The sequence below is a fragment of the Devosia sp. J2-20 genome (assembly GCF_055808475.1).
Genome location: NZ_CM147870.1, coordinates 2,361,728 through 2,377,319 on the forward strand (window position 1 = coordinate 2,361,728; position 15,592 = coordinate 2,377,319).

At 59.9% G+C, this 15,592-nt stretch carries 15 protein-coding genes and 1 pseudogene; 11 read left to right on the plus strand and 5 right to left on the minus strand.

Annotation, left to right across the window (positions count from 1 at the left end; genetic code table 11):
- Nucleotides 1-6 precede the first annotated feature (6 nt).
- Complete coding sequence (gene nirD / locus AC0L37_RS11590) at nucleotides 7-339, plus strand: nitrite reductase small subunit NirD (RefSeq protein WP_282221066.1); 333 nt, start codon at nucleotides 7-9, stop codon at nucleotides 337-339.
- 15 nt (nucleotides 340-354) lie between these two features.
- On the opposite strand, the gene AC0L37_RS11595 is transcribed toward nirD, so the two are convergent.
- Entirely contained in the window at nucleotides 355-528 is a 174-nt protein-coding gene (locus AC0L37_RS11595) for a hypothetical protein (protein WP_212659220.1), read from the minus strand.
- 129 nt (nucleotides 529-657) lie between these two features.
- Here AC0L37_RS11595 and AC0L37_RS11600 point away from each other — a divergent pair, with 129 nt between their 5' ends.
- From AC0L37_RS11600 to cydB, 5 genes and pseudogenes are all read left to right on the plus strand, one after another.
- Complete coding sequence (locus AC0L37_RS11600) at nucleotides 658-1,050, plus strand: MAPEG family protein (protein ID WP_269369527.1); 393 nt, start codon at nucleotides 658-660, stop codon at nucleotides 1,048-1,050.
- Nucleotides 1,051-1,086: 36 nt separating this feature from the next.
- Nucleotides 1,087-1,446, plus strand: a complete 360-nt coding sequence (locus AC0L37_RS11605; RefSeq protein WP_282221065.1) for a YciI family protein — start codon at nucleotides 1,087-1,089, stop codon at nucleotides 1,444-1,446.
- Nucleotides 1,447-1,450: 4 nt separating this feature from the next.
- A complete protein-coding gene (locus tag AC0L37_RS11610) occupies nucleotides 1,451-2,683 on the plus strand; it encodes an RNA polymerase sigma factor (protein ID WP_282221064.1) in 1,233 nt (410 codons plus the stop codon).
- A gap of 170 nt (nucleotides 2,684-2,853) precedes the next feature.
- Nucleotides 2,854-4,259: pseudogene (locus tag AC0L37_RS11615) on the plus strand (cytochrome ubiquinol oxidase subunit I).
- On the plus strand, nucleotides 4,249-5,253 hold the full coding sequence (cydB, locus tag AC0L37_RS11620; RefSeq protein WP_282221063.1) for a cytochrome d ubiquinol oxidase subunit II: 1,005 nt from the start codon (nucleotides 4,249-4,251) through the stop codon (nucleotides 5,251-5,253). Before AC0L37_RS11615 ends, cydB begins: the two are co-directional and overlap by 11 nt.
- Nucleotides 5,254-5,372: 119 nt before the next feature.
- On the opposite strand, the gene AC0L37_RS11625 is transcribed toward cydB, so the two are convergent.
- The 3 genes from AC0L37_RS11625 to AC0L37_RS11635 form a co-directional block, all read right to left on the minus strand.
- A complete protein-coding gene (locus AC0L37_RS11625; protein WP_282221062.1) occupies nucleotides 5,373-6,068 on the minus strand; it encodes a DnaJ domain-containing protein in 696 nt (231 codons plus the stop codon).
- Nucleotides 6,065-6,784 carry a VWA domain-containing protein gene (locus tag AC0L37_RS11630; protein ID WP_282221061.1) on the minus strand — a complete coding sequence of 240 codons (720 nt, stop codon included), beginning with the start codon at nucleotides 6,782-6,784 and terminating at the stop codon, nucleotides 6,065-6,067. Before AC0L37_RS11630 ends, AC0L37_RS11625 begins: the two co-directional genes overlap by 4 nt.
- A 120-nt stretch (nucleotides 6,785-6,904) precedes the next feature.
- Nucleotides 6,905-7,654 carry a FadR/GntR family transcriptional regulator gene (locus AC0L37_RS11635; protein WP_473312935.1) on the minus strand — a complete coding sequence of 250 codons (750 nt, stop codon included), beginning with the start codon at nucleotides 7,652-7,654 and terminating at the stop codon, nucleotides 6,905-6,907.
- A gap of 250 nt (nucleotides 7,655-7,904) precedes the next feature.
- Here AC0L37_RS11635 and AC0L37_RS11640 point away from each other — a divergent pair, with 250 nt between their 5' ends.
- The 3 genes from AC0L37_RS11640 (at nucleotide 7,905) to AC0L37_RS11650 (ending at nucleotide 10,907) form a co-directional block, all read left to right on the plus strand.
- Nucleotides 7,905-8,930, plus strand: a complete 1,026-nt coding sequence (locus AC0L37_RS11640; RefSeq protein WP_269369514.1) for a TRAP transporter substrate-binding protein — start codon at nucleotides 7,905-7,907, stop codon at nucleotides 8,928-8,930.
- Between the two features lie 82 nt (nucleotides 8,931-9,012).
- Complete coding sequence (locus tag AC0L37_RS11645; protein ID WP_282221059.1) at nucleotides 9,013-9,591, plus strand: TRAP transporter small permease subunit; 579 nt, start codon at nucleotides 9,013-9,015, stop codon at nucleotides 9,589-9,591.
- Nucleotides 9,592-9,593: 2 nt separating this feature from the next.
- Nucleotides 9,594-10,907, plus strand: a complete 1,314-nt coding sequence (locus AC0L37_RS11650; protein WP_212658479.1) for a TRAP transporter large permease — start codon at nucleotides 9,594-9,596, stop codon at nucleotides 10,905-10,907.
- A 69-nt stretch (nucleotides 10,908-10,976) separates the two neighbouring features.
- Here the strand turns inward: AC0L37_RS11650 and AC0L37_RS11655 are convergent, their stop codons facing one another.
- On the minus strand, nucleotides 10,977-11,498 hold the full coding sequence (locus AC0L37_RS11655) for a heme-binding beta-barrel domain-containing protein (RefSeq protein WP_212658480.1): 522 nt from the start codon (nucleotides 11,496-11,498) through the stop codon (nucleotides 10,977-10,979).
- A gap of 164 nt (nucleotides 11,499-11,662) precedes the next feature.
- Here AC0L37_RS11655 and AC0L37_RS11660 point away from each other — a divergent pair, with 164 nt between their 5' ends.
- Both AC0L37_RS11660 and AC0L37_RS11665 read left to right on the plus strand, forming a co-directional pair.
- On the plus strand, nucleotides 11,663-12,370 hold the full coding sequence (locus tag AC0L37_RS11660; protein ID WP_282221058.1) for an ABC transporter ATP-binding protein: 708 nt from the start codon (nucleotides 11,663-11,665) through the stop codon (nucleotides 12,368-12,370).
- Entirely contained in the window at nucleotides 12,370-14,919 is a 2,550-nt protein-coding gene (locus AC0L37_RS11665) for an ABC transporter permease (protein ID WP_282221057.1), read from the plus strand. The genes AC0L37_RS11660 and AC0L37_RS11665 overlap by 1 nt, the downstream gene beginning before the upstream one ends.
- Nucleotides 14,920-15,592 lie beyond the last annotated feature (673 nt).

Sequence of the window (15,592 nt, forward strand, 5' to 3'; positions counted from 1 at the left end):
CAGAGCATGAGCGAGTGGATCGACATCGGCAGCATTGACGCCATCCCCCGCCGAGGTGCGCGATGCGTGAACACCCCCAGTGGCAAGATTGCTGTGTTCCGCACGCAGGAGGACCAGATCTTTGCCATGGACAATCAATGCCCGCACAAGGGCGGCCCGCTCAACGAGGGCATTGTCCATGGTGCGTCGGTAACCTGTCCTTTGCACAACTGGGTCTTCGATCTGGCAACGGGCGTGGCCCAGGGTGCCGATAGCGGTCACGTGCAGACCTACCCCGTTACGCTGGTGGATGGTCGCATCCTGATGACGATTGATCAGGCACTGGCCGCCACCGAATAGCGCCAAGCCCCCGGCTCAATCCTCGTGGCCGGGGCGCGTCACCTTTGGAGGATCACTGGCGGGAAAGGAATCGGCCAGTTCGCGGTCGAGTTCCGCGTCCAGCTCCTCTGGGGTATGGTGCTGGTGGTGCTCGGCATCCTTGGTCGGCGCAGGCTGTTTGGAATCTGCTTGTGGCTTGTCGGCGGACATTAAACGTCTCCATGGTTTGGCGAGCGTGAGACAAAAGCGCGAAAAAGGCAGAAAATCTGTCGGGCCATGTCGAAATCGACGACTGGCTTCCGTTCTCGGATCATCCACTAACCAAAGAGGTGATGATCCATGACGCTTATTACAACCACCCTATATGCCCTGCCCCTGACCATGATCTGGTTTGTCCTTTGGGTGAACGTGTCGCGCCATCGGGCGGCATTATCCTGTTCGATTGGCGATGCCGACGACAAGAACCTGCTGCAGGTCATTCGACGCCACGGCAATTTCATCGAATGGGTACCCTTCGTGCTGCTGCTGATGGTGCTGGCGGAGGCGCAGGGGGCTGATGCGCAATGGCTGCACGCGGCGGGCATCTTGCTGGTGCTGGGGCGCATTGTGCACCCGTTTGGGCTGGCCATCCACAACGCAGGACATCCCCTGCGCTATCTCGGCAACGGGAGCAACATGCTGGCCGTGTTGATTTTGCTGATCCCGCTGGTTCGGATTGTCACCGGTTTGTGAAACATTGCCTTCAAAGGCGTCAAAAGGAATTCTGAAATGCAATACATGCTGTTGATCTACAATGACCCGACCACCGAGCCTCGCTACGGTACGCCGGAATTTGAAGCCATGATGGGCAAGTTCTTCGCGCTCAACGAGCAGATGAAAGCCGACAAGGTGCTGGTATCGGGCGAGGGTCTCAGAGGCATCGAAACGGCGACGTCTGTGCGCGTACGCAGCGGCAAGACCGAAACCATGGATGGTCCGTTTGCCGAAACGCGTGAACATCTGGGCGGCTACTACGTAATCGAGGTGCCTGATCTGGATGCCGCGCTGCGCTATGCCGCAATGGTGCCATCGGCCCAGTGGGGCACCGTCGAGGTGCGTCCGCTGATGACCTATAATCCAGCGGGCTAGAACGATGGTATCGGCCGCCTCCGGCGCTGTTGCCGCAACACGGGCGCTTGATCACCTGGTGCGCAATGAACGGGGGCGGCTGACCGCAGCGCTGATTGCCCGACTGGGCAATTTTCAACTGGCGGAAGATGCCCTGCAGGATGCCATGGTCTCGGCGGTGTCGCATTGGGGCCGGAATGGCGTGCCGCATTCGCCGCAGGGCTGGCTGCTGCAGGTGGCTTACCGCAAGGCAATTGACCGCATTCGACATGACCGCTCGCAGGCCCGCACAGTTTCGGCGCTCAAACCGCTGCTCGGTGGAGAGACTGGCGTGGAGCCACACGAAATTCCCGATGAGCGCCTGCGGCTGATCTTTACCTGTTGCCACCCTGCCCTTGAGCGCAAATCACAGGTGGCGCTGACCCTGCGAACCATTGCAGGACTTTCGACAGCTGAGATTGCTGCTGTGTTTCTGGACAGCGAAACCACGATGGGTCAGCGCCTGTCGCGGGCCAAGACAAAGATAGCGGCAGCTGGCATTCCTTTCGCCGTGCCACAGGCAGAGGATTGGCCGGGTCGACTGCAAGCGGTGCTGGCAGTGATCTATCTGGTGTTTACCAGCGGCTATGCCGCCGGTCCGACAGAAGCTCGCGACCTGGCAACAGAGGCGATTTATCTGATGCGGATGCTGGATAGGCTGCGCCCCGATGAAGCAGAGATTGAAGGCTGCCAGGCGCTATTGCTGATCACCCATGGACGGCGAGCCGCACGGCTGGACACTAATGGAGTGACGGTGCCACTGGCCGAGCAGGACCGGCAACTTTGGGACCGCCCGATGATTGAGGAAGGCCTGTCGCTGGTCGCGCGCGCCATGGCCCGACGGACACCGGGGCCTTACCAGATCAAGGCGGCTATCGCAGCGTGTCATGTTCAGGCCGAGCGATCGGACTGGCCGCAAATCGCCCTGCTCTATGATGAACTCTGGCGTCTGGAGCCGACGCCGGTCGTCAGATTGAACCGGGCGGTGGCGCTGGCGGAAACCGGCCTTTTTGATCTGGCGCTGCAAGAGACGGGCATGGTTGCCGGAGAACTGGATCAGTATCAGCCCTTTCACGCCGCCCACGCGGACCTGCTGGCCCGTACCGGGCAGACCGCGCCGGCCCTGCTTGCCTATGCGCGCGCAATAGAGCTTTCAGGCTCTGAGCCCGACCGCAACTGGCTGCGACAACGCTGCATGCAGCTGCGGCAACGCGTCTGAATCAGGCAATTAAATTGCTTTACTGCAACACGTTAGCCGGATCGAGGCAGGCAGTGTAAACTGCGTCACCATGCGGGGTGGAATCGCGACGTGACCCTGCCCAATATATGGCCAACCCGATTGGACAATGCTTGTCGGGGCAGCTCACAGGACGATCCATGACCTTCGGTATGACCGCAGAAATCCTGGCCCGTATCCAGTTCGCGTTTACGGTGTCCTTCCACTTCATCTTCCCGGCCTTCTCGATCGGCACGGCCAGTTTTCTGGCGGTGCTCAACGGATTGTGGCTGTGGAAGCGCGACCCGGCCTATCTCAAGCTGTTTGAATACTGGAAGACGATCTTTGCGGTGACCTTTGGCATGGGGGTCGTGTCGGGCATTGTGATGAGCTACCAGTTCGGCACCAACTGGTCGGTGTTTTCGGACAAGGCCGGCGCCGTGATTGGTCCGCTGATGGGCTATGAAGTGCTCACCGCGTTCTTTCTGGAAGCCGGGTTTCTCGGCATTGCCCTGTTTGGCCGCAAACGCGTGGGCGACACGCTGCACATGGTTGCTGTAGCCATGGTGGCGATCGGCACACTGATATCGGCAACCTGGATCACGTCGGCAAACAGCTGGATGCACACACCGGCTGGCTATGGCATCGACGCCAACGGGATTTTCTATCCCGAGGACTGGTGGGCGATCATCTTTAACCCCTCCTTCCCCTATCGGCTGACCCACACCGTGCTGGCTGCCTTCCTGACGACGGCCTTTGCCGTGGGCGCAGTGGGGGCGTGGCACCTGCTAAAGGACAGCACCAACCGGCAAGCGCGGATCATGTTCTCAATGGCCATGTGGATGGCGGCAATTGTCACGCCGATGCAGATCCTGGTTGGCGACATGCATGGCCTGAACACGCTGGAGCACCAGCCGGCCAAGATTGCCGCGATGGAAGGCCATTACGAGTCCCATGAAGACGGGGCACCCTTGATCCTGTTCGGCATTCCCGATGACGAAGCCGAGGAAACCAAATACGCCATCGAAATTCCCAAGCTGGGTTCGCTGATCCTGACCCATGAGTGGGATGGTGCCATTGAGGGGCTCAAGGCTTTCCCCAAGGAGGACCGCCCCCCGCCCTGATCCCGTTCTTCACCTTCCGCATCATGGTGGGGCTTGGCCTGTTGATGCTGGGCATGGGCATGTGGTCGCTCTGGGCGCGCTACCGCAAGACGCTCTACACCAATAGGTGGCTGCTGCGGGCAGCGCTGCCGATGGGTGGCTCGGGTTTCGTCGCGGTGCTGGCGGGCTGGTACACCACTGAGGTGGGCAGGCAGCCCTACACGGTCTACGGGCTGCTCCGCACCGCAGATAGCCTGTCTCCGGTGGCTGCGCCCGCTGTAGGGGCCTCGCTGCTGGCTTTCGTGATTGTCTACTTCCTGGTGTTTGGCGCTGGCGTTTTCTACCTGTTCCGCCTGTTCCGCCGGCCACCGCTGGAAATCGAGGACATGGAACTGGAGAAGGGTCCAACCCGCGCCGCGGGTTTGGTGCCCGGACCGGCGCAGGAAGAAACGCTGGGAGGCCCCAATGCCCATTGATCTGCCAACCATCTGGGCGGGCATCATTGCCTTTGCCGTGCTGGCCTATGTCATTCTGGACGGGTTCGACCTGGGCGTGGGCATCCTGTTCCCGCTGTTTCCGCACCGCCGGGACCGGGACATCATGACCAACTCGATTGCGCCCGTCTGGGACGGCAACGAGACCTGGCTTGTGCTGGGTGGCGGCGGGCTGATGGCGGTGTTTCCGGTGGTTTATGCCACTGTGCTGCCAGCGCTTTACATGCCAATCATCGCCATGCTGCTGGGGCTGATCTTCCGTGGCGTCGCGTTTGAATTCCGGCACCGCACGCAACGCGGATCGGTTTGGTGGGATGTCGGGTTCTGGGCGGGCTCGACCGCGGCCGGGTTTACCCAGGGTATCGCGCTCGGTGCACTGGTGCAGGGCATCGATATCGCAGACCGCAGCTATGTCGGCGGCTGGTGGGACTGGCTGACGCCGTTCTCGCTGCTGACCGGGCTGGCTGTGGTGGTGGGCTACGGCCTGCTGGGCGCAACATGGATCAACCTCAAGACATCGGGCGAGTTGCAGGCGCACGCACGACGGATCGCCATGTTTGCCGGTGCTGGCACGCTGGTGCTGATCGGTGTTGTGAGCCTGTGGACGCCATTTGTGCGCGGGATCTATTTCGAACGCTGGTTTGGCTGGCCGACGGCGTTCTTCTCGGCCTTTGTTCCAGCGCTTCTGGGCGTCTGTGCGCTGGGTCTGTGGCACGGACTGATCACCGACAAGCACCTGCAGCCCTTTCTGGCGGCACTGGGGCTGTTCGTGCTGAGCTTTGTCGGCCTGGGGATCAGTTTTTATCCCTATATCGTGCCTGGCGCGCTGACCATTGCCGAAGCCGCTGCGCCCGACAGTTCGCTGCAGTTCCTGCTGGTGGGTGCGGTGATCCTGATCCCGACAATCCTGGCCTATACCGGCTACGCCTACTGGGTGTTCCGCGGCAAGATCGACCCTGAAGAGGGGTATCACTGATGGCCACCAAACCCGCCTTCACGCAAGCTGGGTGGTTCATCGGCCTCTGGCTCGCCGGTGTGCTGGCAGTTGGACTGGTGGGGCTGGTAATCAAGCTGCTTCTGGGCAGCTAGGGGCGGTTACTGGCTGAGCAGCAGGTCGCGCGCCTGGTTGATCTTGGCGGCAAGATAGCTTGAGCCACCATGGTCGGGGTGCACAGCTTTCATCAGCTCGCGGTGGGCGGCCCTGATCGCTTCATCGCTGGCACCCGGCTTGAGCCCAAGGACTTCGTAGGCCTCCGCGAGCGGGTCTGCAGCACCAGCGCGCTCACCATGCTGGTTGTCCCGCTCGGTTTCAGCAAAATACTCCCGCCAGCCGGCACGGTTGGCATCAAGCCAGCTTTCGAGCAAATGCAGGCTATCGGGGTCGGCTTCAATTTCGGCGATCAGTGCACGAGTCTCATTCTCGCCCAGATCCATCAGATCAGCGCCCGCGAAGGGACCACTGAGTACCCGGCCCTCTACGGCACCAGTATCGTGATCGAGCTCCATGGCCAGGTATCTGCTTTGCACCTTGGAAATATTACCTTCGGGTGGACCATCGAAGGAGAAAGGCCCCAGCCGCCCAGTGCGCCATACGGAGATAGCGGTGGCGCCCAGAATCAGAGCGATGTCGATCCGTCGGGCGAAAATCATGAAGGCAGCGGCCAGCCCGGCGACGCCAACGACAAGCCAGCGCAGGCAGGTCATCAGCAGCCCGCGGTCAACGCCGCGCAAGAACTGATAGATCGCCAGGATCGCGAGCAGCGCCAGGGCGCCAAGAAATACATAACTCATCCGTGGCCGATCTGGGCCAGGAGGGCCTTGGCCTGTCCGCTATTCTGCAGCTTGAGCAGATCGCGGCCACCGCTGGCAAAAGCAGCAACAGCCTTGAGCAATGCGGCCAGTTCCTGGGGTGCAGAAGCATCAAAGCGGGCATAGGCGCCCTTGCTCAGCCGGGCAAATTCGCGAAAAGCGGCCTCGACCCGACTATCGCGGCCTTCCTGAAAGACAAATAGCGGACAGCCCAGCAGCCCTAACTGGCCGGCTTTTGCTGCGAGAGCGTCGACGTTCTCCTCGATGGCATCACCGACAAACACCACAGCGTTGATACGGCGCTTGGTATGTTGGGTGCGGGCATGGGCGAAAACCCGGCCGATCTGGGTATTGCCGCCCCGGCAATCAATGCCGCTCATCAGCTTTGATAGGGCACCGGCGTCAATAACCCATTTTGAAGCCCGACACTCACCCAGCCCACGGAAATACAACAATTGCACCTGTAGCGCGCTGTCCTTGGGAATGGCCTTGAACATCTCAGCCTGCAGCGAACAGGCCAAATCCCAGGTGGGTTGCCGGCTCATTGTAGCGTCGAGGGCGAACAATAGCCGTCCATCCTGGCCTGCATTGGGCCGCGCTACCGCGCCGACCTTGCGCACGAAGGCGGCAACGCTGTCGCTGACCTTGCCGTCCTGACGCAGAATACTGCCCTGCTTTGTCCGATCTTTTTCCGCCATGGCGCTAATATGTGGTGGGAGCGCCCGGACGGCAAGCTCCAGCGCCCGCGGCAAGATAACCGTTTGGAGAGGTGCTCGACACGCCTGTCACCAAACAGTTGCGCGCTTCATGCCCCGGCCCTATTCGCCGAAGGTGTTGAAGCCCATGTTGAGATGGAACTGCAGGGCGTACTGGTAGCTGATGCGGTCGCGCGCAGCCAGGGCCTCAATGACTGCGGCATGTTGCTCAAAGGTGTTGGTGCGGAAGTCCTGCCGGGACTTGCCCTTCTCCATGATACCGATAATCACCGGCTTCATGATGCGATAAAGTTCGATCAGCGCGTCATTGTCCAGTATCCGGACCAGACCGACGTGGAAGTTGAAGTCGGCCTCGGATGCATCGGATTTGGTCTCAGCATTGCCCATGGCCGCATTGGCGGCATTCAGCACAGCCAGATGCTCATCGGTGAGATTGTCGAACATGGCATCAACCGAATTGACCTCGATCAGGGTACGGAAGCCCTGGATATCGGTGAAGGTCTTGCGCGAAATCTCGATGGTGTTGAACGTGAACAGATCAAAGGCGCGCGCCATGCGGTTGTCGATGATGGTCGCCCCGACCTTGGGACGGACCTCGACAACGCCATAGGCCTTGAGCATACGCATTGCCTCGCGGACCGTATTGCGGCTGGTGGAGAAACGCTCGCACAGCTCCCGTTCAGATGGCAGGGCATCACCAACCCTGAGCAGTTCGCTATCGATCAGCCCCCGGATATCAAGCACCAGTGCCTCCACGGCCGAGCGGGCGCGCACCGATGTATCGGCAGGTTCAACGGGGGGCGTGGGGAGATCAAGGCGGCTTCTCCGGTGGCAGGGGCCAAAACTGGGCATACAACTTTTGTAGGACCAGATTTTGCATAAAAGCGCAGCATCTGGCAATAACCCGCAGAATTCCAACCCCCTTTGTGCCGATATGGGGGTAACTGGTATGACAAAAAGCGGAAAAACGGTCAAAAAGTGATATTGCCCTGATTGATTGCGTGCGCAATTCGTGCACAGTTCGGGCAACCATCCGGCGAGAACGATGCACTCCCGGGTCTATTGCCCGACCAAACAAACTGCATCGACATGGGAGAGAGACGTGAGTTTCACCAAATCATTCGCGGGACTAGCCGCGCTTACCGTTTCGGTTCTGGCGCTGACCGGCGCCGCTCTGGCCGCTGACTACAACTGGACCTTCCAGACCTCGGAAAGCGCTGGCGAGCCTGGCTTCATCAACAAGCAGAAGTGGGCCGACAGCGTCACCGAACTGTCCGGTGGCCGCATTGAAATCGAACTGCTGCCAATCGGCGCGGTCGTTCCACACACCGATACGCTGGAATCGGTTGGCGCCGGCATCCTGCAGGGCCACCTGACCGACCCAAGCTATTTTGCCGGCAAGGATCCAGCATTTGCCATGATGGGCAATCTGGTTGGTGCCTGGAGCGATCCATTCGAACTGCTGGGCTTCATGCAGTCCGGTGGCGGCAATGAGCTCTACGCCGAACTGGTTGAGCCATATGGTGTGCACCTGATCGGCACTGCTGCAACTGAACCAGAAGCCTTCGTGGCTTCGGTGCCGCTGCGCAGCGTTGAAGACCTCAAGGGCCTCAAGATGCGTGCACCTGAAGGCATGGTCTATGAGATCTTCTCCAAGGCCGGCGCTTCGCCAGTGGCCCTGCCCGGTTCGGAAGTGTTCACCTCGCTCGACAAGGGCGTGATCGATGCCGCTGACTACACGGTGTTTGCCGCCAATCAGGGCCAGGGCATGAACGATATCGCTCATTACCCGCTCTATCCCGGCTTCCACTCGCTGCCGCTGATCGATATTTCGATGAACAAGGAAATCTGGGACGGTCTGCCAGCCGATCTGCAGGCGATCCTGAATGCATCGGTCGACCAGTTCATCTTCCAGCACATCTACTCGGTGCGTCAGCTTGATGCTGCAGCCGTGGCGGAAGCCAAGGCTAACCCTGAGATCGAGATCATCAACTGGTCGGGTGACGAGCGCGCCAAGTTCCGCCGCATTGCGCAGGACGAATGGAAGAACTGGGCCGCCAAGACCGATATGACCCAGCGCTACTACGACACGGTCATTGCCTATCTCGAAGGCCGTAACCTGATCTAGTCTGGTCTAGGTACCAACACCAAAACAAAGCGCCCGGCGGAGCATTCGGCCGGGCGCAAATGTATCGACCAGGAGACCCCAGATGGCCGACGACGTTGACATTGCCGCGGTCGCCGATGATGGCGACGCCGAAATCCGCACCGGTCTGGACCGGGTAGTTTCAGGCTCAAGCAAGATACTGGCCTGGGCCATTTTCCTGGCTTTTGGCATTACCGTCTATGAAGTGATTTCGCGCTACGTCTTCGACAGCCCGACCTTCTGGGCGCATGAGACGACCACGTTTCTGATTGCCGCGATCTTTCTGGTTGGCGGACCAATTGCCTTGGCGCGCGACAAGCATATCCGCGTGCGCATGATCTATGATGCGGTTTCGCCCAAGGGCCGCCGCATCCTCGATATCGTCAATTCGATCATCGCCATGGTGTTCTTCGCCGGGCTTGCCTATGCGGGCTGGATCATGTCGTGGAAGGCCACGCACTCGCCCACGGGCGATATCCGCTTTGAGGGCACGGGCACCTCGTGGAACCCGCCGACGCCGGCCCTGCTGAAAATGCTAGTTCTGGTGTGCGTTGCCCTGATGTTCGTGCAGACTTTTTTGCATCTGATTGCCGCCATTCGCCGCGATGTTTCCGCACCGGCCAACCGCGCCGGGGAGAAATAATCATGGGCTTCAGCGCACTTGGAATTGAATACGGCTCTTACATTCTGGTTGGCTGCATCTTCTTGCTGCTGCTGACCGGCCAGCCACTGGCCTGGGTAACCGGTCTGGTTGCCCTGATTTTCACCTTTGGCTGGTTTGGCGGCAACGCCCTGCCTTTGGTGACCTCGCGCATTTTCGGTTTCATCACCGAATATTCGCTGGTTGCCATTCCCATGTTCATCCTGATGGCCGCCATGCTGGATCGATCCGGCATCGCCAAGGATCTGTTCAACGGCATGCGGGTGCTGGCCGGGCGATTGCCGGGTGGTGTCGCCGTGCAGACGCTGATCGTGGCCATTCTGATGGCCGCGATGTCGGGCGTGATTGGCGGCGAGATCGTGCTGCTGGGCATTCTGGCACTGCCCCAGATGCTGCGCCTGGGCTATGATCGCAACCTGTCGATTGGCGTGGTGTGCGCCGGTGGCTCCCTTGGCACCATGATGCCGCCATCGATCGTGCTGATCATCTACGGTCTGGTGGCCAGTGTCTCGATTGCCGATCTGTTCGTGGCCGCGATCACCCCTGCCCTGCTCCTGTTGGCGTTCTACATCGCCTATGTGCTGTTCATCTGCATTCGCAATCCGGAAATGGGCCCGCCCATGTCCGATGAAGAGATGGCCAAGGAATCCGTCAGCAGCGCGCTGAAGTCGGTGGCCGCGCCCCTGTTCATCGTGCTGGTGGTGCTGGGTTCGATCTATGGCGGCATCGCCTCGATCACCGAAGCCGCCGCGCTTGGTGTGTCGGCGGTGCTGGTGGTGTCGCTGATGCGACGCGAACTGACCGTCAAAATGGTGCAGGACAGCCTGGTTCATACGCTCGAGACCTGCGGCATGATCATCTGGATCGGTATCGCAGCAGCGGTGCTGGTCGGCGTCTATAACCTGATGGGCGGCAACCGCTTTGTGGCCGACGCCATTCTGAGCCTGAATGCACCGCCGGTGGTGATCATCATGGTGATGATGGCAATCCTGCTGGTGCTGGGCATGTTCCTGGACTGGATCGGCATCGCACTGCTCACCCTGCCGATCTTCGTGCCGATCGTGATCACGCTGGGCTATGACCCGATCTGGTTCGGCATTCTGTTCGCTGTGAACATGCAGGTATCATATCTGACGCCACCATTCGGCCCGGCCGCGTTCTATCTCAAGAGCGTTGCGCCAAAGGAGATCACGCTCAAGCACATCTACACCGCACTGTTGCCGTTCATTGCGCTGCAGCTGGTGGTGCTGGCGATCATCCTGTTCTTCCCACCGATCGCCACCTGGGCGATCAACTAGACAAAAATGCCCGTGCCACCTGAAAGTGGCGCGGGCATTTTCCTATTATGCAGTTGGCTTTGAAGCCAATCAGCGCGAGAACGGAACGGAGGCCGTGAGCACCGAACCGGACTCATTGAACTCCACTTCAAAATCTACCGTGATGGTGCCATCAACCAGCAGGATGCGCGCCCCGATGCGGACCTCGCTACCCGAACGATCACGCTGAGACTCGCGCAGATCAAAGCTGATGCGGTCGCCGCGTTTGATGCCAATCGCTGAACCGGTAAAGCCGGCATTGGAGCTCATCACCGCTTCATAGCGTCCGTTATCATCGCTATAGGCAATGGTGCCACTGATCGAGAGCGTGGTGTCGACCAATGAACAACGCCCGGTATAGTTGATGCGGCTTTGATTGCCTTTGGCCACCGACAAACGGCAGCGAAATGGCTCAGGCTCATCCCCGCCGATCAGCGTGCCTTCGCCGCGCCATTGATCGATGTAGGTCGAAAGCAATTCGACCTCGGCCACCCCGGCATGGGCTGGTGCGCTGGGGGCCAGCGTGGCCAGCACCATCAGGAGCAATGACAATATGGTTGTTGGCTTCTTCACTCGAGGGTCTCCTCCGCAGACTGATTTCTGAACCGGCCCCTTATCTGGTCGCGTCAGGCAGCTGCAAAAGTGTGGCAACGGACGCTCGACTTAAGACTGGCGCAATAAAGCGTCATGCAAAGTAGCCGCCAATACGTAACCAGCGAGTTCATAAGGCGGACTAGGTGAGCAAATCTGACGAGTCCATTATCGATGTCCGCGCGGTGAACTACACACTGCAAGTTGCGGGTCGTCCGCTGCATATTCTCAAGAATGTCTCACTGCAGACCAAGCCATCCGAGGTGGTTGCTATTGTCGGCCCATCGGGCAGCGGCAAGACCTCATTGCTGATGTTGCTGGCGGGGCTGGAACGCGTGACGTTGGGCAGCCTGGCTGTCAACGGCGCCGATCTGACAGCGCTGGGCGAAGATGATCTGGCCCGGTTTCGGCGCCACACTATGGGGATCGTATTCCAGAGTTTTCACTTGATCCCGTCCCTGAGCGCGATCGACAATGTCGGATTGGCGCTGGAAATTGCGGCACCGGAATTGTCGCAAAGCCAAGTCCGGGAACAGGCCAGCGCCGCACTGGCGGCAGTCGGACTGGCTGATCGGCTCGAGCATCGCCCCACCGCCCTATCAGGTGGTGAACAACAACGCGTCGGTCTGGCGCGCGCCATGGTTGCCAATCCGCCGCTCCTGCTGGCCGATGAACCGACCGGCAATCTGGACCAGAAGACCGGCGCCATGGTGATCGAGTTGATGTTCAATCTGGCCCGTGAACGAGGGACTGCCGTAGTGCTGATCACCCATGACGCGGCATTAGCGGCTCGCGCCGACCGGGTGCTTACCATGACACAGGGCGAGTTGGTTGAAGCTGCGGTGACGCATTGATGCGCGTGATCTGGGCCACAGTACGGATCGGGCTGCTCGATCTGCGCGGCGATATGCGCCGGTTCATATTGCTGCTGGTGTGTCTGGCAGTGGGCACGGCGTTGATTGCCGGGGTGAACTCGGTGGGCGCCAGCATCACCCAGGCAATCGACAGAAACGCCGCCGAATTGATGGGCGGCGATCTCGAATTATCGCGCGCAGACAGACCGGCAACGAGCGCTGAGCTCGCGCAAATGCTACAATATGGGCAGGTCGCGGCAGTCGTTGATACCAATGTGCGGGCGCAATCGGCAGCGCAGGATGCCTTTGTCGATCTGGCTGCGGTGGGTGACGGTTATCCACTGCTCGGACGGGTTGTCAGCCCGCAGTTGGCGGGCGGCACCCCAATCTCCGAGTTCCTTGCCCCCCGCGATGATCTCTATGGCGCACTTCTGGCGCCAGTGTTGCTGGACCAGCTGGGCCTTTCTGTCGGTGACAGTTTTGAACTGGGTGGCACGACTTTCCAGGCACGCGGCACCCTGACCAAACTGCCTGACGGACCGGTGCGTGGGTTCCGGCTGGGGCTGACCACAGTGGTCACCAATGAGGGACTGGCAAGTCTGCGCGATCGCAGTTCACCCCTGCCCGGGCTGGGCAACTGGTTCCGCTACAAGCTGCTGCTGAATGCCGGGCAGGATGTCGAAATGGTCCGCGCCGCACTGGATGACGAACTTGGCGCAACGGGTTGGTCGAGCCGCACCGCGCGCGACGGGCTTGGACCAATGGTGCGTTATTATGACCTGTTCATGCGCTTTTTGGTGATTGTAGGTCTTGGATCGCTGATGATCGCCGGTGTTAGCGTTTGGACAAGCATGCGGGCCTATATTTCCGAGCGGTCCAGTGTCATCGCCATTCTGCGTAGCCTTGGGGCCGAAAAGTCCCGCGTGATGCTGCATTTTTTCACGCAGGTGACCGCACTTGCTGCCATTGGCGTGGGCGCGGGCCTGTTGGTCGGCGGGGTCGCCGCCTATGTGGTTCTGCCGGCCATTGGTGAGGCAGTGGGCATTGAACTGGCACCGAGCGTGCATCTCCAACCCCTGCTCGTTGCCGGAGGTGCCGGGTTCCTGACCGCCTTTGCCTTCGCCTATCTGCCATTGCAGCAAACCCAGGCCATCCGCCCCGTGACACTGTTTCAATCGCGGGGTCTGGAGGCGCCACCCGTGGACTGGCGCGGGCTATTGCTGACCTGGCAGATCGCTCCACTACTGGCGATCATCGGGGGATTTTACTGGCTGGCGGTGCTGATGACCGGCGATCCCCTCATCGTGCTGGCTTTCGGCGCAGTAGGTGTACTGGCGGCATTTGTGTTCCACCAGGTGAGCCTGTTTGCCCGCCTGTCGCTGGGGCGCGTGCCCTATGTTCCACTGCGTATCGTGCGGCACGCCTTGCGCGGCATTGCCGCGTACGGATCTAACGCGGCCGCCGTGGTGATCTCGATGGGCATGGCACTGACCATGCTGATTGTGGTGCTGGTGCTGCAGGGCAATCTTCGTCAGGAATTCCTCGGCGCTTCGTCCTTCGATGTGCCCACGCTGGTGGCATCGGACCTGTTTCCTGATGAAGTCGAAACCATGGAGGCGATGGTTGGCGTTGATAGCGATATTGCGCTGGCGGTTGCGACACCGATGTTGCGTGGGGCACTGACGGCGATCAATGGCGTGGCGGTGAAAGACGTGCGTACCCGCGGCCCCGAAGCAACATTCCTGCTATCGGGTGAGGTTCCCCTGACCTATCGGCCATCGATGCCAGCGGCATCCAAGTTGATGGCGGGCGAATGGTGGGCAGCCGACTACAGCGGACCAGGCAAGGTATCCTTGCATCATAGTCTGCGCTCGGGTCTTGGCGTCGACATCGGGGACAGCCTGACCTTCGACATTTTCGGCGACGCTGTGGATGTCGAAATTGCCAGTTTCCGAGACTATTCCTGGCAGGGCGGCATCGACTTTCTGGCGACGTTTTCGCCGGGTGTCCTGGATGCCTACCCCATGACGTTGTTTTCAGCCGTCACCGCGCAGCCCGGCGCTGAGGAAGCCGCTGAGCGGGCGCTGGCTACCGCCGTCCCAGACATCAATTTCATTGCGGTCGGCGACACGCTCAAACAGATCACAACAGCGCTTGGCCAGTTGTCATTTGCTGCAGCGATGGTGGGTGGGTTGGCCGTGGGCAACGGCCTTTTGGTCCTGATCGGCAGCCTGGCGACGGGGCGCCGGCAGCGCGAAGCCGACGCCGTGATCACGAAGGTACTGGGCGCCACCCGGATTGAACTGCTGGCAACAGCCAGCATGCAGTATCTGGTACTGGCGATCATCGCTTCGATACCCGCTGTCGCGCTGGGAATCGGACTGGGTTGGCTGATTGGTCTGGCGTTGCTGGATGTGGAATTCACGGTTCAGCTCGATGCGCTGGGCATCGTTCTGGGATGTGCGATCGCCATCACCGCGCTGCTAGGTGCGCTGACAATCCTGCGTGCCACATCTCGACGCCCCGCCCTGTTGCTGCGCGACCTTTAATTCGCGCGATGAATCCAGCCTCAGCGGGCTCAAAAAGGCGCAACGCTTGACTTTGCGTGGTAGCAAAACGACACTGTTGCCTTGAGATTGAACGCTTATTTCTAACGGTGCCGAACCGCGCTGAGCAGCGTTCCAGCCAGAACGACCCGCGCGCATGACAGAGCGCCTCGGAGTCCATTTTCGGCGTTGGGCGACACCCACCAAAAATCAAACGAAAAAATTCTCAAGTTTTTTGTTTTTTTTCGTTCCTTGTCGAATTTTTTTCAACTTCGCAAATAATTGCCGACTGTCGCTCTAAGCGCGCCTGAGGTGCCCGATGCGTATCTGATGGTCAGATACAGCTCGATGACAGCAGCGCCTCTGCCAAGCTACTGATACAAAACCGTAATTTGTCTCTATTCGACGTCGCATCTGTGCATGCTAACCGCAAAATTTGGCGTCATCCCCACCCGCGAGTGACCTTCGCTCTCGCTGAAAACGGGAGCGCATTTCGCCAAATAGCGGGGCGAAATGCAACGTCATAACGGATCGCCACTTGCATTGACTTTTGGTGAAATTGCCACATATTCGATAATTAACCGCAGTTAAGAACAACAAGTCACAAAACAGCGGTGCGCGTCGGGGTAGGCGCGAAATCTGAGGTACGCACGTCAGGCGATTGATCGACGGTCCC

Coding starts and splice junctions, on each gene's coding strand:
- AC0L37_RS11630 (WP_282221061.1), bottom strand. CDS start 6,784: ATGGCGGAAAAAGATCGGACAAAGCAGGGCAGTATTCTGCGTCAGGAC.
- AC0L37_RS11605 (WP_282221065.1), top strand. CDS start 1,087: ATGCAATACATGCTGTTGATCTACAATGACCCGACCACCGAGCCTCGC.
- cydB (WP_282221063.1), top strand. CDS start 4,249: ATGCCCATTGATCTGCCAACCATCTGGGCGGGCATCATTGCCTTTGCC.
- AC0L37_RS11650 (WP_212658479.1), top strand. CDS start 9,594: ATGGGCTTCAGCGCACTTGGAATTGAATACGGCTCTTACATTCTGGTT.
- AC0L37_RS11645 (WP_282221059.1), top strand. CDS start 9,013: ATGGCCGACGACGTTGACATTGCCGCGGTCGCCGATGATGGCGACGCC.
- AC0L37_RS11625 (WP_282221062.1), bottom strand. CDS start 6,068: ATGAGTTATGTATTTCTTGGCGCCCTGGCGCTGCTCGCGATCCTGGCG.
- AC0L37_RS11635 (WP_473312935.1), bottom strand. CDS start 7,654: ATGCCCAGTTTTGGCCCCTGCCACCGGAGAAGCCGCCTTGATCTCCCC.
- AC0L37_RS11665 (WP_282221057.1), top strand. CDS start 12,370: ATGCGCGTGATCTGGGCCACAGTACGGATCGGGCTGCTCGATCTGCGC.
- AC0L37_RS11595 (WP_212659220.1), bottom strand. CDS start 528: ATGTCCGCCGACAAGCCACAAGCAGATTCCAAACAGCCTGCGCCGACC.
- AC0L37_RS11610 (WP_282221064.1), top strand. CDS start 1,451: ATGGTATCGGCCGCCTCCGGCGCTGTTGCCGCAACACGGGCGCTTGAT.
- AC0L37_RS11600 (WP_269369527.1), top strand. CDS start 658: ATGACGCTTATTACAACCACCCTATATGCCCTGCCCCTGACCATGATC.
- nirD (WP_282221066.1), top strand. CDS start 7: ATGAGCGAGTGGATCGACATCGGCAGCATTGACGCCATCCCCCGCCGA.